The organism is Klebsiella aerogenes KCTC 2190, assembly GCF_000215745.1.
Classification (GTDB): domain Bacteria; phylum Pseudomonadota; class Gammaproteobacteria; order Enterobacterales; family Enterobacteriaceae; genus Klebsiella; species Klebsiella aerogenes.
The window spans coordinates 4,688,761-4,711,770 of record NC_015663.1 but is presented as its reverse complement, the minus strand read 5'-3'; the positions used below and the strand labels follow the sequence as shown (position 1 = coordinate 4,711,770).

Annotated in this window: 18 protein-coding genes; all 18 read left to right on the top strand. The window is 57.8% G+C overall.

The window, feature by feature from the left end; translation table 11 throughout:
* Positions 1-8 precede the first annotated feature (8 nt).
* Complete coding sequence (locus EAE_RS22230) at positions 9-1,004, top strand: FecCD family ABC transporter permease (RefSeq protein WP_015705827.1); 996 nt, start codon at positions 9-11, stop codon at positions 1,002-1,004.
* Between the two features lie 478 nt (positions 1,005-1,482).
* Positions 1,483-1,761: a hypothetical protein gene (locus EAE_RS22225; protein ID WP_015705826.1), complete on the top strand. Its 279-nt coding sequence runs from the start codon at positions 1,483-1,485 to the stop codon at positions 1,759-1,761.
* 15 nt (positions 1,762-1,776) lie between these two features.
* Positions 1,777-3,120 carry a type VI secretion system baseplate subunit TssK gene (gene tssK, locus EAE_RS22220; RefSeq protein WP_015705825.1) on the top strand — a complete coding sequence of 448 codons (1,344 nt, stop codon included), beginning with the start codon at positions 1,777-1,779 and terminating at the stop codon, positions 3,118-3,120.
* Positions 3,117-3,782: a type VI secretion system protein TssL, short form gene (tssL, locus tag EAE_RS22215; RefSeq protein WP_015705824.1), complete on the top strand. Its 666-nt coding sequence runs from the start codon at positions 3,117-3,119 to the stop codon at positions 3,780-3,782. The genes tssK and tssL overlap by 4 nt, the downstream gene beginning before the upstream one ends.
* Complete coding sequence (locus tag EAE_RS22210) at positions 3,779-5,461, top strand: OmpA family protein (RefSeq protein ID WP_015705823.1); 1,683 nt, start codon at positions 3,779-3,781, stop codon at positions 5,459-5,461. The genes tssL and EAE_RS22210 overlap by 4 nt, the downstream gene beginning before the upstream one ends.
* 200 nt (positions 5,462-5,661) lie before the next feature.
* Complete coding sequence (locus tag EAE_RS22205; RefSeq protein ID WP_015705822.1) at positions 5,662-8,040, top strand: type VI secretion system Vgr family protein; 2,379 nt, start codon at positions 5,662-5,664, stop codon at positions 8,038-8,040.
* A gap of 39 nt (positions 8,041-8,079) precedes the next feature.
* Entirely contained in the window at positions 8,080-8,337 is a 258-nt protein-coding gene (locus EAE_RS22200) for a PAAR domain-containing protein (RefSeq protein ID WP_015366096.1), read from the top strand.
* Positions 8,334-9,494, top strand: coding sequence for a hypothetical protein (locus EAE_RS22195; RefSeq protein WP_045411514.1), 1,161 nt, complete (start codon positions 8,334-8,336; stop codon positions 9,492-9,494). Before EAE_RS22200 ends, EAE_RS22195 begins: the two co-directional genes overlap by 4 nt.
* Before the next feature lie 2 nt (positions 9,495-9,496).
* Positions 9,497-10,255, top strand: coding sequence for a toxin Tle1 chaperone Tla1 (gene tla1, locus EAE_RS22190; RefSeq protein ID WP_015705820.1), 759 nt, complete (start codon positions 9,497-9,499; stop codon positions 10,253-10,255).
* A gap of 56 nt (positions 10,256-10,311) precedes the next feature.
* Complete coding sequence (gene tli1a, locus EAE_RS22185; protein WP_015705819.1) at positions 10,312-10,881, top strand: Tli1a family immunity protein; 570 nt, start codon at positions 10,312-10,314, stop codon at positions 10,879-10,881.
* Positions 10,854-11,105, top strand: a complete 252-nt coding sequence (locus EAE_RS22180) for a hypothetical protein (RefSeq protein ID WP_015705818.1) — start codon at positions 10,854-10,856, stop codon at positions 11,103-11,105. The genes tli1a (EAE_RS22185) and EAE_RS22180 overlap by 28 nt, the downstream gene beginning before the upstream one ends.
* Positions 11,106-11,307: 202 nt before the next feature.
* Positions 11,308-11,877 (top strand): Tli1a family immunity protein, encoded by a 570-nt coding sequence (gene tli1a, locus EAE_RS22175; RefSeq protein WP_015705817.1) that lies wholly within the window; start codon positions 11,308-11,310, stop codon positions 11,875-11,877.
* Positions 11,850-13,883: a T6SS phospholipase effector Tle1-like catalytic domain-containing protein gene (locus EAE_RS22170; protein ID WP_015705816.1), complete on the top strand. Its 2,034-nt coding sequence runs from the start codon at positions 11,850-11,852 to the stop codon at positions 13,881-13,883. The genes tli1a (EAE_RS22175) and EAE_RS22170 overlap by 28 nt, the downstream gene beginning before the upstream one ends.
* Before the next feature lie 216 nt (positions 13,884-14,099).
* The gene (gene tli1a / locus EAE_RS22165) at positions 14,100-14,669 is read left to right on the top strand and encodes a Tli1a family immunity protein (RefSeq protein ID WP_015705815.1); all 570 of its coding nucleotides are present in this window, start codon (positions 14,100-14,102) and stop codon (positions 14,667-14,669) included.
* Positions 14,642-16,312, top strand: a complete 1,671-nt coding sequence (locus EAE_RS22160) for a T6SS phospholipase effector Tle1-like catalytic domain-containing protein (protein ID WP_015705814.1) — start codon at positions 14,642-14,644, stop codon at positions 16,310-16,312. Before tli1a (EAE_RS22165) ends, EAE_RS22160 begins: the two co-directional genes overlap by 28 nt.
* Positions 16,313-16,513: 201 nt before the next feature.
* Positions 16,514-17,086, top strand: coding sequence for a Tli1a family immunity protein (gene tli1a / locus EAE_RS22155; RefSeq protein ID WP_015705813.1), 573 nt, complete (start codon positions 16,514-16,516; stop codon positions 17,084-17,086).
* 1,122 nt (positions 17,087-18,208) lie between these two features.
* The gene (locus tag EAE_RS25495; RefSeq protein WP_338074446.1) at positions 18,209-19,501 is read left to right on the top strand and encodes a hypothetical protein; all 1,293 of its coding nucleotides are present in this window, start codon (positions 18,209-18,211) and stop codon (positions 19,499-19,501) included.
* Positions 19,502-19,598: 97 nt separating this feature from the next.
* Positions 19,599-22,982 carry an ImcF-related family protein gene (locus tag EAE_RS22145; protein ID WP_015705812.1) on the top strand — a complete coding sequence of 1,128 codons (3,384 nt, stop codon included), beginning with the start codon at positions 19,599-19,601 and terminating at the stop codon, positions 22,980-22,982.
* Positions 22,983-23,010: the final 28 nt, after the last annotated feature.

Here is a 23,010-nt window from a genome sequence, read left to right as displayed (position 1 = left end):
GGCCGTCAATGCAACGTTTTGTTCTATGGACGGCGCTGGCATCCGTCGTTTTATGCGGCATGATGATAGCGAGTCTGCAGTGGGGGAGTGTGGAACTCTCGTGGCGACAGGTGCTATCCGCGTTGGGCCTGGCATCCGCTCCCGTTGCCGAAATAGTGAAAACTATCGTCATTGACTTACGCCTACCGCGAGTCCTGCTGGCGGCGCTAACCGGCGTGGGGCTGGCGATCGTCGGCTTGCTCTTACAGACCACGACACGCAACGAACTGGCCGATCCGTTTTTGTTTGGCCTGTCTTCAGGCGCTTCCGCTGGCGCGGTGCTGGTGATCACCCGCTTCGGCGATGTACTGGGGCCACTCACGCTGCCGGGCTCGGCTTTCGTCGGCGGGATATTATCCGCGCTGGCGGTGATGATATTGTTTCGCGTCAACCAGCTAAGGCGAGCGGAACAATTAATCATCTGTGGCCTGGCGGTGTCGTTTCTTTTCAGCGCGCTGACCAGCTATCTGGTCTTTTCCGGCGACCAGCGGGCGGCTGGTTCGTTGCTATTCTGGTCATTGGGCGGTCTGGGACTGGCGCGATGGGACAACCTGTTCATTCCCTTATTGAGCCTGGCGTTGTTGAGTGGATTTACCCTGCGCCGCTGGCGGGCGCTGGATGCGCTGTTGGCGGGGGAACAGACGGCCTGCTCGCTGGGCGTCGAGGTTGAGCGGTTGAGAAGCGAAACCTTCCTCTGCTGCGCGTTGGCTACCGCTTTGCTGGTTTCTATAACCGGGGTTATTGGTTTCGTCGGCCTGATGGTGCCTTACCTGGCGCGTCGGGCCGTTGGCGTCAGGCATCGAATGGCCGTGCCGATGTGCGGTTTGCTTGGCGCGATATTGCTCACTGGCGGCGATATACTCAGCCGAAGCCTGATAGCGAATCAAGAATTACCGATTGGTATTATCACTGCCGGGCTTGGCGGCGCGTTTATTGTCGGGTTGCTGATGCGGGCAATAGGATAAGCCGAGTCAAGGGAAAAAAAGAGATTGACCCATTATTGCGCGTAAATAATGGGTTCTATTATTTAAATGAATATTACTTGCCGGTAATAAAATCATTCTCCACTGTAGAAGGGAGATTTCTCCTGCTAGTGCGCTTTCAGACGAGGTAGAGTGTTTGTAAATAATTCGCCAAAAATATAATTGTGGCAAAAAGCCTTTCAGGCCAATATTGCTGCGGCCTGGCGATAAGTGATGATTTATATCAATGGAATAGGCATCATTGGCGCATGCCCCGTCCGTTAGTAAGTTTCTGGTTTAATTTACTGCGAAAAGCACCTATTGCAACGCATTATATTGTCATATTGCAATTGTCAGTTGCTTTGTTTTTTATTCTCTCGGTGAATATTCTTGATATCAATCTAAATATAGTTCATTAATCTGGGTGGTTAACTAAAACCAGCGATTCATTCTGAAACGGTTCGGATATATAAGGAATGTAATGAACGACGCCTTTCCGGGTGAGCGACTCAGTGCCCGTATTCATTCACAATTGTCACTGTATATCGAAATTGAACAGAGGGTTGTCGGGCTGTTGCTTAAATCCCTGAGCGTGAGTCGTTTCAGTAATATTAAAACCCATCCACTAATCATTCAAGAAAAAATAAATATCAATAATAATAATTCAACTTTTCTCTTTCGAAATGCCGTTCGCCAATCAGTTAGCGTGGTGAAATTAAATATCGGATTGATGAACACCTTATTGAAGAAGCAAGAGTAACGCACAGGAGGTGCGATGAAGACATTACGACCACTGTGGGGCAGGGGTCAGATGATCTCCCCACAACATTTTCAACAGCAGGTGAACCAGGCGGCCTGGCAAAGCGAATGTATCGCCCGTCTGGGGGTGATGAATCCCTGGGGGATCATCCGCGTCGAATTTGACGCCGCATTGCTAAAACAGGGGACGCTGAAGGCCAGCCACCTCTATGTACGCTTCCCTGATGGAACGCTTATCGACAGCGATAACGCTGATGCGTTGCCTGAGGTCATGGTGTTGCCGCAAGCGGAAAGCCGCGAATTAACGGTGGTGCTGGCGCTGCCTCATGAGCATGAAAACGGCGGCAACTGCCTGCAGATGGAACAACGCGCAGAGCGGCCGGTACGTTGGCGTTTGGCCTGGCGAGAAGTACGCAACAGATATGGCGAAGACAGTCGACAAATTGCGGTGATGCTTGCGCAACTGACGCTGCGCACAGCGGATGACAATAACGGCGATTATCAAACCGTCGCCGTCGCCAGATTACGTCGCGACAGTCAGGATTGCTGGTCGTTGGATGAGAACTTTATCCCACCGCTGCTGAAAGTGTTGGCCAGCCGCTGGCTGCACGAACAAACGGAACAGCTGACGAATCAACTGGGCGTGCGCCTGCAACGCCTGATGGCCATGCGTAGGGAAAGCAACGCCAGGATGGCGGATTTTGCGGTAGCGGATGTATCGCTGTTTTGGCTGCTGAACGCGCTTAACAGCGCGGAGCCGGTGTTGAACCATTTCCTGCGCCATCCGCAGGTACATCCGGAACGGCTGTATGAAGCGCTGGCCAGCCTGGCGGGCAGCCTGTTGACCTTCTCCCTTGACCATACCACGGCGGATATTCCGCCCTATCGCCATCAGGCGTTGACGGAAGTCTTTCCACCGCTGTTCAAATTACTCGGCGTACTGCTCGAAGCCAGCCTGCCATCCCGGGTTGTGGCGATTGAAATGACGCACGATGACCGGCGTAAGCGCTGGCATGCCCGTCTGCACGATCCAAGGTTGCGCGAAGAGGCCGATTTTTATCTCTCGGTGCGTTCCGCGCTACCTGCGGCGCAACTGCTGGAGCAGTTACCGCAACAGTGTAAAGCCGGTAGCCCCGATGAGGTTGACCGGGTGGTCAACGGTTCGCAGCCCGGCATTCCGCTGAAAGCCATGAGTCATGTTCCCGCCGCCATCCCGCTGCGCCTGGAGAATCAGTATTTCACCCTTGATATGACTCATCCGGCGGCGCAGGCGATGCTGGCGGAAGGGAGTTGCGTCTTTTACGTGCCCGGCCTGCTGGGCGACCCGGAACTCGAACTCTACGCGGTGCTGCGCTCATGACCCAGGATATCAATATTGATGCTCTGCTGGCGGATAGCTGGCTAACGGTGACGGAACTGCGCCTTGGCGCCAAACTGGCCGAGGGGGAGGGGAAACATCTCTGGCAGCGTTGTGTAGACAACATTGAACAGGTGATGGCGCAGTTGGTGGCCGCTGATATCAGCGAGGCGAACCGTCAGCATATCCTCTATGCATGGTGTGCGCTGCTGGATGAAACCGCGAAAGGGCGCAATGAGGAAGATGACGCCTGTATCGCCTGGTACGATCGGCCGCTTGAGGTTAAATATTTTGGCGGCATGGAAGCCGGAGATGCGCTCTATGAGCGCATCCGCCAGGTGCTGCGCGAGCCGGCGCCGGATAACCTCGTTCTGACTTGTTTCCATCGGGTGTTGGCGCTGGGGTTTAAGGGGCGGTATGGCCTCAATGATCCGGCGCGCGCAGCGCTCGTCAGCGCGCTTGGCGAGCGGGTACCGCCGTTTGCGGGCGATCCTCAGCAGCCGATTCTGGCGAATCTATCCGGCCGCCGCGGTCTGGCAGACTGGTTGCGCCGTTGGCCGATTAGTATTGGCGTGTCGCTGGTGCTGGTGGCCGCGTTGTGGTTGGGGTTGAACTACTGGCTGGATGGCCTGGTCGCGGCGTTGCGACTGGGAGGCGGACAATGAGCGCGCGCTATCAGCGCCTGCTCTGGCTGTGGGGCGGTCTGCTGGCGGTGTTGATGATCCTGCTGTTTCTGCCGTTATCCACCGGCGGCCGGGTGCTGGCTGTTGGGTTGACGGCGGCGGGCGTAGCGGTCGGGCTGGTCTACGTCGGGCGCCAACAACGTGAGCGACCTGCGGATGCCGACTGGCTGGTTGAGCTACCGTCGGCGCCGTATCGACTGCCGATTGTGCTGGTCTGCGGCGACACGGCGGACTGGCCGGGAGAAAGCGCGATTTATCGTACCTCACAGGGGTGCTGGCTGAGAGTCGCCACCGCCGCGTTGCAGCAGACGGCGCGTTATGTGCGCGATGAGCGCCCGGCGCTCATTGCGCAACTGGCGGTGATGTTCTGCATGCAGCCGCAACAACATGATGATGACGCGGCGCTGGCGGCGCGGCTACGCGAGTTGCGCTGGCAGCTTGCCCAGGTGCGGGGCGATACCCGTCGGGCGATACCGTTACTGCTGAACAGCTCTCTGTCCGGCGCCTCGCTGGAACCGTTATGGCAGACAGCGCGTGCCGGAGAGACGTTGCAGGTGTGGCTGCCTGACGGCGTGCCGTGCAGCAGCGCAAGCTGGTTGATGCAGGCTGATGGCGCTCATCGCCTGGCGGCGCAGCTTAGGATAAATGCGCTTGCCCGCTTTACGCAGCAGATAGCGTTGAGCGTACTGACGGCGGCCACCGACGATGTTCCCCCGATCGCTCCGGCGGTCGTACTGTATCATTTCACGCCAGCCGGGGCGCCTGCCGTGGCGGATAATCTATGGCAGCATTGGCTGTCTGAGCATACTTCCCTCAACTCACTACCGGGCTGGTTACCGGAAATTGCTGCAGAAGCGCGGAAACTGCCGGATTTCATTTTACCGATACTGCCGCAGGGCGGCGGCACCACGCCGAAAAGCCGTGCTCTGCGGCGGGCATTCTGTCTGTTCACCCTCGCGGCCCTGATTGCGCTGTGCTGCAGCGCATGGAACAACCAGCAACTCCTCCAGCGGGTTGGCTTTGATGTTCAGCGCTATGAACGGACGGTGATGGACGACCATGCCGCAAAAGCCCGCGCCGTACAGATTTTGCGTCAGGATGCGGCGCAACTGGATGCCTTCGCGCGTGATGGCGCGCCGCTGGCGCTGGGCCTTGGGCTCTATCGCGGCGAGCGTCTGCGTCAGCCGGTACTGGCAGCGATTCGTTCCTACGTCCCTCCGCCTCCACCGCCGAAAGCGGTAGAAAAAATCGTACCGAAAATTGTCCGTCTTGACAGCATGTCGCTATTCGACACCGGCAAGTGGACGCTTAAACCGGGGTCCACCAAGCTGCTGGTGAACTCGCTGGTGGGGATCAAAGCCAGGCCCGGTTGGCTAATCGTCATCGCCGGACATACCGACAGCGTAGGCGATGATAAATCCAACCAGACACTCTCCCTGAAGCGTGCCGAATCGGTGCGTAACTGGATGCGCGATACCGGCGACGTGCCGGAAAGCTGTTTTGCGGTGCAGGGTTATGGCGAAAGCCGTCCGGTCGCCAGCAACGATGCGCAGCAAGGCCGGGCGCTGAACCGCCGGGTCGAAATTAGCCTGGTGCCGCAGCCCGACGCCTGTCAGGTTTCGACGAACTCCGCTTCAACTTCGGCGGATGGCGCTTTCTAAACCGACCATCTCATGACTCTTCGTACGGACAGGTTTTCCTGTCCGTCGTTTTTGTTGCCGGGTACCGGGGTCAACACAATCTGCCCAACCTTGTGCGCTTTTGGGCTCCTTATCAACAGGAAACAGCGACGGGCGGTAGCGTGGTCGAAGGCGACGGAAGGGAGATAAAGAGAATGGCGTTTGATACAGGAAAATAAATCATGAGTGACATAAAGCCTCTGTTGTTCAACCACAGCCATCATCTGTTACAGGTGCATGGTTGTAACTCGTTGCTGGATGTTCTGTGCTTTGAAGGTGAGGAAAACTTAAGTGAGCCTTTCCGCTATACCATTGAATTTACCAGCAGCGATAAAGCTATCACCCCGCAGCAGATGTTGCTGCAAAACGCCTCGCTGACCTTGCAGGCGCCGGTTGACCAGGGATTTGGCATTAAGATCCAGCAGCCGGTGCGCGTTCTTCAGGGAGTGATCACCTCTTTTGAACGGCTTTCCATCGCAAAAGAGGAAACGCGCTACGCCTTGACGTTACAGCCGCGTCTGGCGCTACTGTCGAAGAGTCATCAGAACCGTATTTATCAGGATATGTCGGCACCGCAGATTGTGGAGCACATTCTCAGAACCCGTCACCAGATGCGCGGGGAAGATTTTGTCTTTCAACTGGCGCATGAATACCCGCAGCGTGAACAGGTGATGCAGTACGGCGAGGACGATCTGACCTTTATCTCCCGCCTGTTGGGTGAAGTGGGGATCTGGTTTCGCTTTACCGCCGATACCCGGCTGAATATTGATGTGGCGGAGTTCTACGATGACCAGCAACACTACGAGACGGGACTGTTGTTGCCTTCGGTCGCTCCCTCCGGGCAGCATGACGGCGGGAACGAATCGGTGTGGGATTTACAGAGCCGACACCACGTGGTTGAGCGTTCGGTGTTTACTCGTGACTATAACTACCGTAACGCGCCAGAGGATATGAATCTCAACGTCAATGTCAGCCGTGGCGATAGTACCACCTACGGTGAAGCCTATCACTGGGCGGACAACTATCTGACGCCGGGTAATCGCTTCCAGCATACTCCGGACCCGGAGAGCGGGGCCTTTTATGCCCGTATTCGTCATGAGCGTTATCTCAACCAGCAGACGCGGCTGAATGGGGAAACCAACTGCGCGGCGCTGGCTCCCGGCCAGCAGCTAAAAGTGAGCGGCGGCGAAGAGGTGACGGACGTCTGGCGACAGGGGGTGGCGATCGCTGCGATTCACTGCCGCGCCCGTCGCGACCGCAGCTTCGTCATGACGTTTCAGGCTATTCCCTGCGTAGAGACTTACTGCTTTCGCCCAGCGGTCATCAGCAAACCCAGAATGGCCGGGACGCTGCCGGCGCGCGTCACCAGCACCAAAATCAACGATCTCTATGGCCATATCGATCGCGACGGACGTTATCGGGTGAACTTATTGTTCGATCGCGATCGCTGGCAGCCGGGTGAGGAAAGCCTGTGGGTGCGCCAGGCGCGCCCTTACGCCGGTGAAACCTTTGGCCTGCATCTGCCGTTGTTAGCGGGCACCGAAGTGGCGATCGCTTTTGAGCAGGGGGATCCCGATAGGCCCTATATTGCCGGCGCGCTGCACGACTCCACGCACCAGGACCACGTGACGCTCTACAACTACAAGCGTAACGTGCTGCGCACGCCGGCGAACAACAAGATTCGCCTCGATGATACACGGGGTAAAGAGCACGTTAAGGTCAGCACCGAATATGGCGGCAAGAGCCAGCTCAACCTCGGTCATCTGGTGGATCATCAGAACACGCCGCGCGGTGAGGGATTTGAGTTACGCACCGACAGCTACGGCGCGATCCGCGGCGGGAAGGGAATATTTATTACCGCCGATGAACAGCTGAAAGCGATGGGCGCGACCGTGGAAATGGATCCCGCGAGTCAATTGCTCGGCAGTGCCGTTGTTCAGCTCAACGACTGGCAGGAGATAGCCCGCACCCACTACAACACCCCGCCGGATGTCAGCACGTTAAAGCAGTTCGTCGGCAAAGCCGTCAATCTGGCGAGCCCCGTCCTGCTGATGAGCGCGCCGAAAGGCATCGGCATCGTGACGGCGGAAACGACGCTGCTACAGAGTGGTAAAGGGTTGTACCTGCAAAGCGCCAGCGATATTGCGCTGGCCAGCGGCAACCGGCTATCGGTGAATAGCAAAAACGCAATCTCGCTGCTTTCTCACCGCGAAGGGATGCGTATGGTATCGGTGAAAGGACCGCTGGAAATAGAGTCGCACGGCGACACACTGGCGCTCACTTCACTGAAGGAAATTACCGTTCAGTCAACGCAGGGACATCTGCAGCTTACCGCCAAAAATGGCATCACCCTGGGCTGCGGCGGCGGCTACATCCGCCTGACGCCGCAGGGAGAAATCCATCTTCACAGCCCGAGTCTGCTCAGTTTTAAAGGCACGCATAAGATGCAGGGGCCGGCCGGCGAGACGTTTCCGCTTCCCGATCTTCCCACATCGATATGTAAAGACTGCCTGATTCGTGCGCAAGAACTGGCTCAGGCTTTTGTGCCCCGCGCCGCCTGACAATCGCTCATAGATATAACTTACCCGGAGGAACAGACCTTGAAACCCATTATTCGGCAGGGTGATACCTTGCGTGAGCATGGCGGTACGGTGATCGGCGGCCATTATCTCTGTTTTGGTAAAGGCATCGCCTGCAAAGGCGACCAGGTGAGCTGCAATGAACATGGCCTGACGGTCATAGCCGAAGGAAGCTCGCTGTATGAAGTGGATGGTTCTCCGGTGGCTCTTGACGGGCATCATTGCGCCTGCGGCTGTACGCTGGTGAGTTCACGCCCTGATTGCGAAGTCGCGCTATGAGACAGCTAACCGACTATCTGCCTTACAAAACCGCCACGTCGCCCCACAACGGACGGTGGTTGTCCGTCGGCGCGGGGATGACGCTTATCAGCGGAGGAGGCGCGGCGTTAATGCCTGCCGAAGCGCGTGGCGGGGCGTTAATAACCGTCGCAATCGTTAGCGCCATGCTTTTGGTCCTCATCATCTGGATGCTGCGTCTGCTTTATTACCGCCTGTCGGTTCACTACACCCAGTACTACCAGCGGTTGATCGATTTCGATCATCAAACGTGGTGGGCCCGGCATCAATATAGCGTTGGGCTGGTGGAAACGGTGCTGCTGGGGCCGGTGGGATGTGAACCCGAGCGCTGGCAGACGCTGCTGAAGCGAGAACATCAGCCGCCAAAAGAGAAACTGGAGTCCGGTGCGCGGGCGCTGCGACTGATCCACTCGGACATCGTCGATATCGACCTGCGTGAACAGCAGCTAGCCCGAATGCTGGCGCAACAATGGCTGGCGCAACGTGGCGAACATCAACTTCCCGGCCTGAGCGGCTGTTACTGGCAGGGCAGCGAACCGGCGTGGCGAGAATTTTGCGCCGAGCTGCGCAAGCGCTGTCCCACCGCTCAGTTGCCGCATATGGCGGGACCCTGGCAGGGCGAGGCCAGCTTATCGGAGATTACCGCGCGCATTAATGAGTCCGGCGACGAATGTTTCATTCTGGTGGCGGGGTGCCAGTCGGTGGCGGCGATGGCTGATTCGGCGAGACCAGCGGGGGAATCCGCCGTGCTCTGGTTACTGGCCCGGGAGGGGGAGGCGCGGCTGACCCGCGGCGAGGTTTATGAAGGCGCCGCGCTGGAAAATATCCAACTGGTCTGTCAGCGGGCGATGCAGCAAAGCGAGGCCGAACGCCCGCCCGATCCCTGTATCGCATTCACACAACCGCAAATCCCGGAACTGGCGCAAAGCGGCTGGAACAGCAACCAACTGCTGCAGGATGAAAACTGGGGTGAGACGGGGCAGATGGAGCAGCTCATCACCATCGCACTGGCGGCGATATTTGCCCGCCACTTTCATCAGTCTTGCGGCTGGATCGCCCGCGATCCGCGTCACCCTCTCTCACTAGGCATCGTCACCGCAGCACTCCCGGCACCGCAACCTCAAGACAAGAAGGAATGAACATGGCGTTAATGAATCAGGAATGGATTAGCAAGCTGGAACAATTTGCGCGAAAGCTCGCGCTGCGCGACGTCTATCTCATTGCCGATCAAGGCGTTTTAGACAACCCGTTATTGGATGGCTTAAATAGACTTTCTCCTCCGGTGCAGTGGTTCTCACTCTATCAGGGGCAACCGGAAGAGCCGCTGCTGGAGATGGCGCCTTTATTGATGCGGCTTGAGCCAGCTTGCTGGCAGCATCGTCAATGGATTGCCGATCTGATCGCCGCATTTTCCTACAAGCCGGGTCTGCTGATCTTTCTCTCACCGCTAAGTTTTTCAACGCTCGCCGCCCACCTGCGCAACCTGGCCGACGGCGCATGGGAAGACCGTTCTGGCCTGGTGCGCTATTACGATACCCGTATGTTCCCGTTGCTGATGCAGCATGTGCTCACCGAAGAACAAAAAGCATGGTTTTTAGAACCGGTTTATCTCTGGAGCTACCGCGATAGAGACGACAAGATCTGCTGGCTGGAAGGCGAGTGCTCGCCTGTTCAGGCAACGATCCCGGAGGCGATCAAGATTAATTTCAGCGATGAGCAAATGATGAAACTGGATGTCGCTATCGATGCCCAGCAATTTACGGTTTCTGAAAAATTCAGCACCTTTTTTACGACTCAGGAGGACAAATTTAATACCCTTTGGCAGCTCGGCTGGCAGGCGCATCAGCAGAATTTTATCGGTGATTTAGCGTCCTGGTTCGAAAGTCACTTTGAGGAATGAAACATCCTCCTTGTTGATCATCAATAGGTGATTATCAGTTCTGTAAGGACACATCAATGATAAAGCATATCCGTATTTTGCCCGGCGGGCTGGCGGCGCTGGCCGCCGTTTTGCTCTGCCTGCTGACGGCCTGCCGCGATCACAGTCGCGACGGGATGAGCGGCGCTGATATAAACGTCTTAAACCACGGTCCGGATGCCATTGTCTCGTTGCAGGTGAACGGCTACGGCGGACCAAGGGCGAATCCCTATGGCGGCGGCGGCGGCTTCTGCTGCGTGATGGTGCCAGATGTCTGGCGCCCGGGATTAACGGCAAAAATCACCTGGACCTCCGATCCTAATTCATGGATGAAATCGAGTGATATGTCGAACGATTATGAAACTCACTATCAGCGTCATGGACCGATTACCGTCCCCATTGAGCACTGGGAGAAGGGACAGGCCTGTGGTTTTGAAGTGCATATTTTCCCGTGCGACAAGGTAAGAATTATACGCTCCTGTCACGATCGCTCATCTCCGGCATATCCGATACAGCGTGCGCCTGATGAGGATGAAAAAGCGAAAAAAATATTACTCGACCATGTTAAGGAGAACATTGTATGCCCGACACCGCAGACTCCACGCTGAATGCCCTGAAGGCGCTTATTGCCGCCTTTCAGACCGGTGCCACTCCGGTCACGGTTAAAGCCTCCACCGCAGAAGCGGCCAGTTTACCGCCGAAGTTTCCCGGGCTGGATGATAAAAAGGGGAAAGCGCCAGCTGATGACTCCACGCAGCAGAAAACCGAATACAACGAGCGCGGCCGTCTGCCGGCGAGCAGAACGCAGACTGAAGGAAACTATGCCTCTTAGCATACACAATTCGCCGCTGACTAATATTGCCCGGCTCTAACCTCTGGAAAACCGGTATTAATGTCTGTAGCGACCAATTTTATTTGACCGCTACAAATATCATTACCAGTTATATATGGGGTTCATCTATTAGCATAAATACAAGCACTTAATGACGTCATTTATTAATAAGTCATCACTTTAAATTTGTAAGGACACATCAATGATAAAGCATATCCGTATTTTTCCCGGCGGGCTGACGGTGCTGGCCGCCGTTTTTCTCTGCCTGCTGACGGCCTGTCGCGATCACAGTCGCGACGGCATGAGCGCCGCCGACATAGCTGTCTTAAACCACGGCCCGGACGCTATCGTTTCGGTGGAGGTCAACGGCTACGGCGGGCCAAGAGCGAACTCCTACGGCGGCGGCGGCGGCTTCTGCTGCGTGATGGTGCCAGATGTCTGGCGTCCGGGCCTGACGGCAAAAATCACCTGGACCTCTGACCCTAACTCCTGGATGAAATCCAGTGAGATGCCGGATGATTATGAAACTCACTATCAGCGCCATGGGCCGATCACGGTGCCTATTGAACGCTGGGAGGAGGATCAGGCCTGCGGCTTTGATATCCATATTTTCCCCTGCGATAAAGTGCGGATAGTGCGTTCCTGCTATGGTCGAGCGGCCCCTGAATACCCAATACAGCCTGACCCTGACGGAAATAAAAAAGCACAAAATATACTTTATAATCACGTTAAGGAGAACATCGTATGTCCGACACCGCAGACTCCACGTTGAGTGCCCTGAAGGCGCTTATTGCGGCCTTCCAGACCGGCGCCACTCCGGTCGCGGTCAAAACCTCCACCGCAGAAGCGGCCAGTTTACCGCCGAAGTTTCCCGGGCCGGATGATAAAAAGGGAGAAAAGCCTGCCGATAACTCTGTGCAGCACAAAGCCGAATACAACGAGCGCGGCCGCCTGCCGGCGAGCAGAACACAGACCGAAGGTAACTACGCCAGGCAGTACCTGGAGGGATATATCGGGGAGTCCGATCATCAATCGGATAAAAAGACGGAACCGGGCTGCCCGGCCAGCCTGCATATCAGCCTGTTCTTCGACGGTACCTGCTGTAATAAAGAGGGGGCTGATGAGGTCTACGGGTCACGTAACCCGCCGCTGACCAATATCGGCCGGCTCTATCATGCCGCGAACTGGAGTGGCCAGTCACCGCCAGCTGAAGATGACGGTTACTTCAGTTACTACTTTCCCGGCTGTGGGGCGCGCTTTCCGGAGATTGGCGAAGAGCACTACTCGCTGGACGGCGAACTGTTTGCCAACGGCGGTGAGGACCGTATCAATCAGGCACTGCTAAAAACCTACAGCAGCATCTGCTATGCGGTGAACAAAACCGCGATCAAAGACAGCGAACTGACCAGATATCGGCAAAGTATGGCCACCGTCTGGCCCTTCTCGCGGCTGACCCAGAAGTTCAACCGTAAAAGCGCGCTCGATGAGTTCTGCAACAAGCATCTGGGTGCCGTGGTCAATCAGTGGCCGCGGCAGCCCACGCGGCTGCATATCCAGCGCTCGCAGCGGCGCATCGCCAAAATCAAGCTGTTCGTCTACGGCTACTGCCGGGGGGCCGCCACCGCCCGCGCCTTCGCCCGCGGGCTGGAGTCGCTGCTTGATGATGCAAAAATGCCGCTCGATGCGACAAATATGCTGCCGGCGGGAACGGTGGTGCCCGGCGGTCCGACCCTGCTGGGTATCCCCATCAGTATCGAGTTTATGGGGCTGCTGGATACGGTCTCTGCGGTTGGCGTGCCGCATATCCTGCCGTCGGCCACCGGGCATCTGGGCTGGGCGGCCAACAGCCTGCGGCTGCCGACCACCAAAGGCTTCTTAAAAAGCTGCTACCACTTTGTCGCCGGCCACGAGCAGCACGGCGACCTGCCGCTGGACTCTATCCGCGGGCCGGACGGTAAATACCCGGCCGGGGCGGTGGAGGTGGTCTACCCCGGGATGCATGCCGATGTCGGCGGTGACTGTAAACCCACCGAACTCGGTAAGGTACAGACCGATGCCGCCAGCCTGCTGTCAAAGGTTGTGCTGCACGATATGTATGCCGCCGCCTTTGATGCCGGGGCGCCGCTGAGCGTACCTGAGGAGGTGATGCCTGGCGGGGCTAAAGAGAAAACCTATCGGATAATGCAAGGTGACGTATTAAAACAATTCAAAATCTCCGCCCAGGCGATCGCCCTGTTTAACGCCTGGCAGCAGGCCGGGGCGCAGCAGGCGGGGGCGAAGACCGAAACGCCGGCCGTCAATGAGGCGGAGGTGGTGGCCATCGCCGTGGCCCAGGGCCGGGATCCGGTTGCCGCGCTGAAGGCGGCTCACGACAAGGCGGATGGCGATAAGGCGAAAGCCGCCGCCGCCGCGAAGCCGTCGGAGAACGGTCCGCTGGGCAAGCTGCCGGATCCGGTGTATGTGCCGCTGAAGGCCAAAGCGCTGGAGGTAATGCTGGCGGACCAGCTGAGCTGGATCACCGCCTGGCGCACCGAGCGCTTTGCCAGCCCGCAATACGCCGATAAGTATTATCAGCGTAAGCCTTTTTATCAGCAGGCGCTGAATGAGCAGACCGGCGCGCTGCCGTCGGTGGCGGCGCCCGCGGAAAGCGAAGGGCCGCGAGAAGTGCCGTTTATCGATAAGGATCGGCTGGACCGCGCGGCGTGGGGCTATGACTTTGCCCATACCGGTATCGTGGCGCTGCTGGATATTATTCCCACCACGCAAGCCAGCGGGTAAAAGCGATTATAGATATTAATGTCGGCGATATATTAGTGCAGGCGCGAACGGATATGAAAATACAGCTGAAGATATTTATAGCGGCCAATTTTATTTGACCGCTACAAATATCATTATCACAAATATTCGGGAGGTATATATATCAGCAAAAATATAATTCTGTCATCACGTCATCTCTTAATAACGACGCATTTAATTTTTTGTAAGGACACATCAATGATAAAGCATATCCGTATTTTACCCGGCGGACTGGCGGTGTTGGCCGCCGCTTTGCTCTGCCTGCTGACGGCCTGCCGCGATCACAGTCGCGACGGCATGAGCGGCGCTGATATAAATGTCTATAACCACGGTCCGGATGCCATTGTTTCGATGCAGGTGAACGGTTACGGCGGGCCAAGAGCTAATCCCTACGGCGGCGGCGGCGGCTTCTGCTGCGTCATGGTGCCTGATGTCTGGCGCCCAGGGCTGACGGCAAAAATCACCTGGACCTCCGACCCTAACTCCTGGATGAAATCCAGCAATATGCCTGACAATTATTCGCAATACTATCAGCGCCATGGACCAATTACCGTGCCGATTGAGCGCTGGGAGGAGGAGCAGGCCTGCGGTTTCGACGTGCATATTTTCCCCTGCGATAAGGTGCGGATAGTCCGTTCCTGTCATATGCGTGATTCCCCTGAATACCCAGTACAACCTGAACCTGACGAAGAAAAAAAAGCAGATAGCGTTATTTTCAAACATATTAAGGAGGAAGTTGTATGTCCGACACCGCAGAGTCCACGCTGAATGCCCTGAAGGCGCTTATTGCCGCCTTTCAGACCGGCGCCACCCCGGTCGCGGTCAAAACCTCCACCGCGGAAGCGGCCAGCCTACCGCCAAAGTTTCCCGGGCCGGATGATAAAAAGGGGAAAACGTTAGCGGATAACTCCACGCAGCAGAAAACCGAATACAACGAGCGCGGTCGCCTGCCGGCGAGCAGAACGCAGACCGAAGGCAACTACGCCAGGCAGTACCTGGAGGGGTATGTTAAAGAGTCCCATCATCAATCGGACAAAAAAACGGAACCGGGCTGCCCCGCCAGCCTGCATATCAGCCTGTTCTTTGACGGTACCTGTTGTAATGAAGAGGGAGCCGATGAGGTATATGGTTCGCGTAATCCGCCGCTGACCAATATTGGCCGCCTTTACCATGCAGCCGACTGGACAACTCAGACATCGCCTGCGGAAGCGGACGGTTACTTCAGCTACTACTTTCCCGGTTGCGGAGCGCGCTTTCCGGAGATTGGCGAAGAGCACTACTCGCTGGACGGCGAGCTGTTTGCCAACGGCGGTGAGGACCGTATCAACCAGGCGCTGCTTAAAACCTACAGCAGCATCTGCTATGCGGTGAACAAAACCGCGATCAAAGACAGCGAACTGACCAGATATCGGCAAAGTATGGCCACCGTCTGGCCCTTCTCGCGGCTGACCCAGAAGTTCAACCGTAAAAGTGCGCTTGAAAAATTCTGCGACGACCATCTGGGCGGCGTGGTCAACCAGTGGCCGCGGCAGCCGACGCGGCTGTATATCCAGCGCTCGCAGCGGCGCATCGCCAAAATCAAGCTCTTTGTCTACGGCTACTGCCGGGGGGCCGCCACCGCCCGCGCCTTCGCCCGAGGGCTGGAGTCGCTGCTCGATGACGCTAAAATGCCGCTTGATGCGACAAATATGCTGCCGGCGGGGACGGTGGTTCCGGCCGGCCCGACTCTGCTGAGTATCCCCATCAGTATCGAGTTTATGGGGCTGCTGGATACGGTCTCCGCGGTTGGCGTGCCGCATATCCTGCCGTCGGCCACCGGTCATCTGGGCTGGGCGGCCAACAGCCTGCGGTTGCCGACCACCAAAGGCTTCTTAAAAAGCTGCCACCACTTTGTCGCCGGCCACGAGCAGCATGGCGACCTGCCGCTGGACTCTATTCGCGGTCCGGACGGTAAATACCCGGCCGGGGCGGTGGAGGTGGTCTATCCCGGGATGCATGCCGATGTCGGCGGTGACTGTAAACCCACCGAACTCGGCAAAGTGCAGACCGATGCCGCCAGCCTGCTGTCAAAGATTGTGCTGCACGATATGTATGCCGCCGCCTTCGATGCCGGGGCGCCGCTGAGCGTACCCGAGGAGGTATTGCCCGGCGGCGCCAAAGGTAAAAAATATCGGGTAATGCAAGGGGATGTCGCAGATCAATTCAAAATCTCCGCCCAGGCGATCACCCTGTTTAACGCCTGCAGCAGGCGGCGGCGCCCGCGGAAAGCAAAGGGCCGCGAGAAGTGCCGTTTATCGATAAGGATCGTCTGGATCGTGCGGCGTGGGGCTATGACTTTATCCATACCGGTATCGTGGCGCTGCTGGATATTATTCCCACCACGCAAACCAGCGGGTAAAAATAATTATTGATATTAATGTCGGCGATATATTAGTACAGGTGTGAACGGATATTAAAATACAGCTGAAAATATTTGTAGCGACCAATTTTATTTGACCGCTACAAATATCATTATCAGTTATATATGGAGGTTCATATATTAGCATAAATACAAGCATTTAATTACGCCATTTATTAATAAGTCATCACTTTATATTTGTAAGGACACATCAATGATAAAACATATCCGTATTTTGCCCGGCGGACTGATGGTGCTGGCCGCCGTTTTGCTCTGCCTGCTGACGGCCTGTCGCGACCACAGTCGCGACGGCATGAGCGGCGCTGACATAAATGTCTATAACCACGGCCCGGATGACATTGTTTCGGTGCAGGTAAACGGTTACGGGGGCCCCAGGGCTAATCCCTACGGCGGCGGCGGCGGCTTCTGTTGCGTGATGGTGCCAGATGTCTGGCGGCCGGGACTGACGGCAAAAATCACCTGGACTTCCGATCCTAATGCCTGGATGAAATCGAGTGAGATGCCGGACGACTATGAAACTCACTATCAGAAACATGGGCCGATTACTGTCCCTATCGAACGTTGGGAGAAGGGGCAGGCCTGCGGATTTGATGTGCATATTTTCCCCTGCGATAAAGTGCGGATAGTGCGTTCCTGCATCCCGCCGGGACAGCCGGGATATCCGGTTCCCCAGTCGCCGCCAGACTGGAAGCAAAGAGCTCAGAAAATACTTATCCAACATATCAAGGAGGAAGTTGTATGTCCGACGCCGCAGACTCCACGTTAAGTGCCCTGAAGGCGCTTATTGCCGCCTTCCAGACCGGCGCCACCCCGGTCGCTGTCAAAACGTCCACCGCAGAAGCGGCCAGTTTACCGCCACACTTTCCCGGGCCGGATGATAAAAAGGGGAAAGCGCCAGCGGATGACTCCACGCAGCAGAAAACCGAATACAACGAGCGCGGCCGCCTGCCGGCGAGCAGAACGCTGACCGAAGGCAACTACGCCAGGCAGTACCTGGAGGGATATGTCGGGGAGTCCGATCATCAATCGGACAAAAAAACGGAACCGGGCTGCCCCGCCAGCCTGCATATCAGCCTGTTCTTTGACGGTACCTGCTGTAATGAAGAAGGGGCTGATGAGATATACGGCTCGCGCAATCCGCCGCTGACCAATATTGGCCGCCTCTACCATGCGGCAAACTGGAAAGAGCAGGATGAAACTGCGGAAAACGACGGCTACTTCAGTTACTACTTCCCCGGCTGTGGGGCGCGCTTTCCGGAGATTGGCGAAGAGCACTACTCGCTGGACGGCGAGCTGTTTGCCAACGGCGGTGAGGATCGTATCAATCAGGCGCTGCTTAAAACCTACAGCAGCATTTGTTATGCGGTGAAAAAGGAAAGGATAGAAGACAATGAGCTGACCAGATATCGGCAAAGTATGGCCACCGTCTGGCCCTTCTCGCGGCTGACCCAGAAGTTCAACCGTAAAAGCGCGCTTGACAAATTCTGCGACGACCATCTGGGGTGCGTGGTCAACCAGTGGCCGCGGCAGCCGACGCGGCTGCATATCCAACGCTCGCAGCGGCGCATCGCCAAAATCAAGCTGTTCGTCTACGGCTACTGCCGGGGGGCCGCCACCGCCCGCGCCTTCGCCCGCGGGCTGGAGTCGCTGCTCGATGACGCTAAAATGCCGCTCGATGCGACAAATATGCTGCCGGCGGGGGCGGTGGTTCCGGGCGGGCCAACCCTGCAGGGCATCCCTATCAGTATCGAGTTTATGGGGTTGCTGGATACGGTCTCCGCGGTTGGCGTGCCGCATATTCTGCCGTCGGCCACCGGGCATCTGGGCTGGGCGGCCAACAGCCTGCGGCTGCCGACCACCAAAGGTTTCTTAAAAAGCTGCCACCACTTTGTCGCCGGCCACGAGCAGCACGGCGACCTGCCGCTGGACTCCATCCCGCGGTCCGGACGGCAAATACCCGGCCGGGGCGGTGGAGGTGGTCTATCCCGGAATGCATGCCGATGTTGGCGGCGACTGTAAACCCACGGAACTCGGCAAAGTGCAGACCGATGCCGCCAGCCTGCTGTCAAAGATTGTGCTGCACGATATGTATGCCGCCGCCTTTGATGCCGGGGCGCCGCTGAGCGTGCCTGAGGAGGTGTTGCCCGGAGGGGCTAAAAATAAGGCCTACCGGATAATGACGAATGCCGTTATAAAACAATTCAAAATCTCCGAACAGGCGATCACCCTGTTTAACGCCTGGCAGCAGGCCGGGGCGCAGCAGGCGGGGGCGAAGACCGAAACGCCGGCCGTCAACGAGGCGGAGGTGGTGGCCATCGCCGTGGCCCAGGGCCGGGATCCGGTCGCCGCGCTGAAGGCGGCTCACGACAAGGCGGATAGCGATAAGGCGAAAGCCGCCGCCGCCGCGAAGCCGCCGGAGAACGGCCCGCTGGGTAAACTGCCGGATCCGGTGTATGTGCCGCTGAAGGCCAAAGCGCTGGAGGTGATGCTGGCGGACCAGCTGAGCTGGATCACCGCCTGGCGCACCGAGCGCTTTGCCAGCCCGCAATACGCCGATAAGTATTATCAGCGCAAACCTTTTTATCAGCAGGCGCTGAATGAATCGTCCGGCGCGCTGCCGTCGGAGGCGGCGCCCGCGGAAAGCGAAGGGCCGCGTGAAGTGCCGTTTATCGATAAGGATCGGCTGGACCGCGCGGCGTGGGGCTATGACTTTGCCCATACCGGTATCGTGGCGCTGCTGGCTCAGGTACTGCTGGATGTGATCCCCACCACGCAGACCAACCAGCTTGGCGGTCCGCTGGTGGCGGCGCAGGAGTCAGAATATATCCAGATCAAGAAAAGCGGCGATGCCCGGCGGGCGGCGCTGATGGGCTCGCCGACGATGCTGGATTTTTACGATAACTACGTGCATGACACGCTGGCCAAATATAATCACGACCCGCTGCACTCCTCGTTTTCGCACGGTTATTTTGCGTCGCGGACTATTTACGATAACGATGACGATACGTGGGATTCGGTGAAACAATTTGGCCAGCGGGTAAAAGCGATTATAGATATTAATGTTGGCGATATATTAGTGCAGGCGCGAACGGATATGAAAGATCTGAATACGGTATCGGGCGTGCTGGGTAAAATATATCGCGATATAAAAAACGAGGCTTTTAAAATACTGCTGCCTTAATTCGTTATCGCCATATTCATTATATCCGCTAAGTATCCTTAATAACGCTATACGGGCGTGATGATGCACGCCCGTGGCTAAGGGAATCATCAATTTTATGTTCAAGGAAAAAAATGCCGCGGTAATGACCGTAGCGGCTACCGCGACCCTGTGTCTTGCCGTCTGGACAACTGTGGTCCTGCTGAGCGGTCTGGGATGGTGGAACTGGCACGCCAACCGCACGCTGCAGTGGACGGCGATCCGCGAGATAGTGACCGTCTGTGGCCTGATTTGGGCGTATGGTCTCTGTCTCTGGATACTGGGCTTTATTGCTTTCCACCTGTTTATCAGGCAAAAAGCCGATGGGCAACAGCGTCAGACGCAGACTTTTATTAGCCAGCAGACAAAACCGGCGCAGCCGTTTGCGTCCTTAAAGCACTTTCTCCGTCGCCGCTACGGCCGATTGTGGCGCAATAAGGTCCGCCTGCTGTGGGTCGCTGGCGAGGCGGCGCAGATTGCCGCCATCGCTCCAGGCCTTGCGCAACAGCAATGGCTGGAGGGCCGCGGTACGGTGCTAATTCACGGCGGTAGCCTGTCGGCGACGGTGGATATCGAGCGGCTCAGCGCCCTGCGTCGGCTGCGCGGCCGCCGGCCGCTGGATGGTATCGTGCTGGCGCTGGACAATGCTCAGGCCACCGCCGCGACCCTGGACGGGTATTTGCGAACGCTGGAGCAGGTTGCGCAGGTTCTGCGCTACCAGCCGCCGGTCTATCTGTGGCAACTCCACGACAGCGACTGGCCGCAGGATACGCGCATTACCCAGACGCTGGGGGCGTTGTTCCCGCCGCGGGCCGTCCCGCAGGATGTTGAACGGCAGCTTCGCGCCATTCTGCCCGCCATGCTGGCGCAGGGGACCCAGCAGTTGTGCGCTGATTCGTCCCACGATTACCTGCTGCGTGTCGCTAAATGGCTGAAGGAGGGTGGTATCAGCGGCTGGAAGACGCTACTGACGCCGTGGCTTACCGGGCATCTGCAACAGATCCCGCTCCGTGGTCTGCTGTTCAGCCCCTCGTTAAAGGCGGAAGAAGCGGTGGACAATGGGCTCTATCCCCACCGTTGGCCGGCCCCGGCCGTCTGGCAGGGGATCATCGCAGACTGCGGCCGCGCGCGCGGCGTGCCGGTGGGGGTGGCGTGGCGCCCCTCCCTCGGCGTCGGCCTGCTGGCGCTGATTGCTCTGTGGGCGGCGGGAAGCCTGCTCTCTTTTATCGTCAACCGCCAGCAAATTGTCAGCGCCACCCAGCGGGTACAGCTGCTGCGGCAGCCCGTCGTTAACGACCAGCAGCTGATCGATTTGCAGGTGCTGCGCAACGATATCGGCCGTCTACAGAATCAGCTCGCCAACGGCACGCCCTGGTATCAGCGCTTTGGTCTTAATCATAATGCGCCGCTTTCTGCCGCGCTGCTGCCGTGGTATGGGCGGGCTAACCAGCGCCTGATCCGCGACGCCGCGGCGCAGGCGCTGACCCGGCAACTGACGGTGTTGGTCAACCTGCCGCCGCGCAGCCCGCAGCGGGCGCAGCTGGCGAAAGCGGGTTATGACCAGTTAAAGGCCTATCTGATGATGGCGCGTCCGGACAAAGCCGATGCGGCGTTTTACCGCCAGGCAATGACCGCGGCGCAGCAGACGTGTCAGGGAGTCGCCCCGGCGCTATGGCAGAGCATCGCCCCCGATTTATGGGGCTTCTATATGGACAACTTGCCGTCGCAGCCGACGTGGAGAATCACCCCGGACGCCGTGCTGGTGACGCAAGCGCGTCAGGTGCTGCTGGCGCAAATCGGGCGGCGCAACGCCGAAAGCACACTTTACGAGAACATGCTGCTGCAGGTGCGCCGTAACTATGCCGACATGACGCTGGAAGACATGACGCCGCAGACCAATGCCAGCCGGTTGTTTACCACGGAAGAGGTGGTGCCGGGGATGTTTACCCGTCAGGCGTGGGAGGGCGGCGTGCGCGAGGCGATCGATAAGGCGGTGGCGACCAGGCGCGATGAGATCGACTGGGTGCTGAGCGATAGCCGCCAGACCGTCAGCGGCGACGTCTCCCCGGAGGCGTTGAAACAGCGGCTGACCGATCGTTATTTCACCGATTTCGCCGGGGCGTGGTTGGGTTTTCTCAATAGCATCCGCTTGAATCCGGCGCGCAATATTGCCGATGTGACCGATCAGTTGACGTTGGCGGGCGACGTTCGTCAGTCGCCGCTGATTGCGTTGATGAATACCCTTGCCTGGCAGGGGCAGACCGGGCAGCAGCGTGAGGGCGTGGCGGATTCGCTGGTGAAATCGGCAAAAAATCTACTCGATAAGGATAAGCAGCCGTTTATCGACCAGCAGGCCGGCGGCGCGCGCGGCCCGCTGGAGAGTACCTTTGGGCCGCTGCTGGCGCTGATGGGCAAAAATCCCTCTCAAAGCGTGGTCGCCGCAGACAGCACCCTCAGTTTACAGACCTGGCTGACGCGCCTGACCCGCGTACGCCTGCGGCTCCAGCAGGTGGCAAACGCCCCCGACCCGCAGGCGATGATGCAGCAGCTGGCGCAGACCGTGTTCCAGGGTAAAAGCGTCGACCTGACCGACACCCAGGAGTACGGCAGCCTGGTGGCGGCCAGCCTCGGCGAAGAGTGGAGCGGTTTCGGCCAGACCATGTTCGTCCAGCCGCTGACGCAGGCCTGGGAAACGGTGCTGCAGCCATCGGCTGCCAGCCTGAACGAGGCGTGGCAGCGTTCTGTGGTCGCTAACTGGCATTCGGCTTTCGACGGCCGCTATCCGTTTGCCGCGGGCAAAAACGATGTCTCGCTACCGATGCTGGCGGCATTCATCCGTCGCGATAGCGGGCGAATCGACCAGTTTCTTGCCCGACAGTTGGGCGGCGTGCTCAACCGGGAGGGTAGCCGCTGGGTGGCCGATAGCGCGCACAGTCAGGGGCTGACTTTCAATCCGGCCTTCCTGAAGGCGATTAATCAACTGAGTTCCTTGTCCGACATCCTGTTTACCGACGGCAGTCAGGGAATGGGGTTTGAACTACAGGGGGTGGCGACGCCGGGCATTGTTGAAACGCAACTCACCCTCGACGGCCAGAATCTGCACTACTTTAACCAGCTTGCCGAATGGAAAAGTTTCCGCTGGCCGGGGACTATCAACAAACCCGGCGCGATGCTGAGCTGGAGCTCAGTGGCGGCGGGCGCTCGGCTATTGGCGAACGACAGCGGCCCGTGGGGCACGCTGCGTATGCTGGAGAGAATGAAGCGCCAGCAGATCGGCGATGGGCTGTTTCGTCTGACGGTCAATACGCCGGATAACCGGCAACTGCAGTGGCTGCTGCGTACCGAACTCGGCGATGGCCCGCTGGCGTTGCTGAAACTGCGAAACTTCACGTTGCCGACACAGATTTTCATCGTGGAGGCCTCCCAAGCAGAACCGTTTGCCGACGGTGACGTAGAGGAATAAGGGCCGACATTCACGCTGCAAGCGCTGC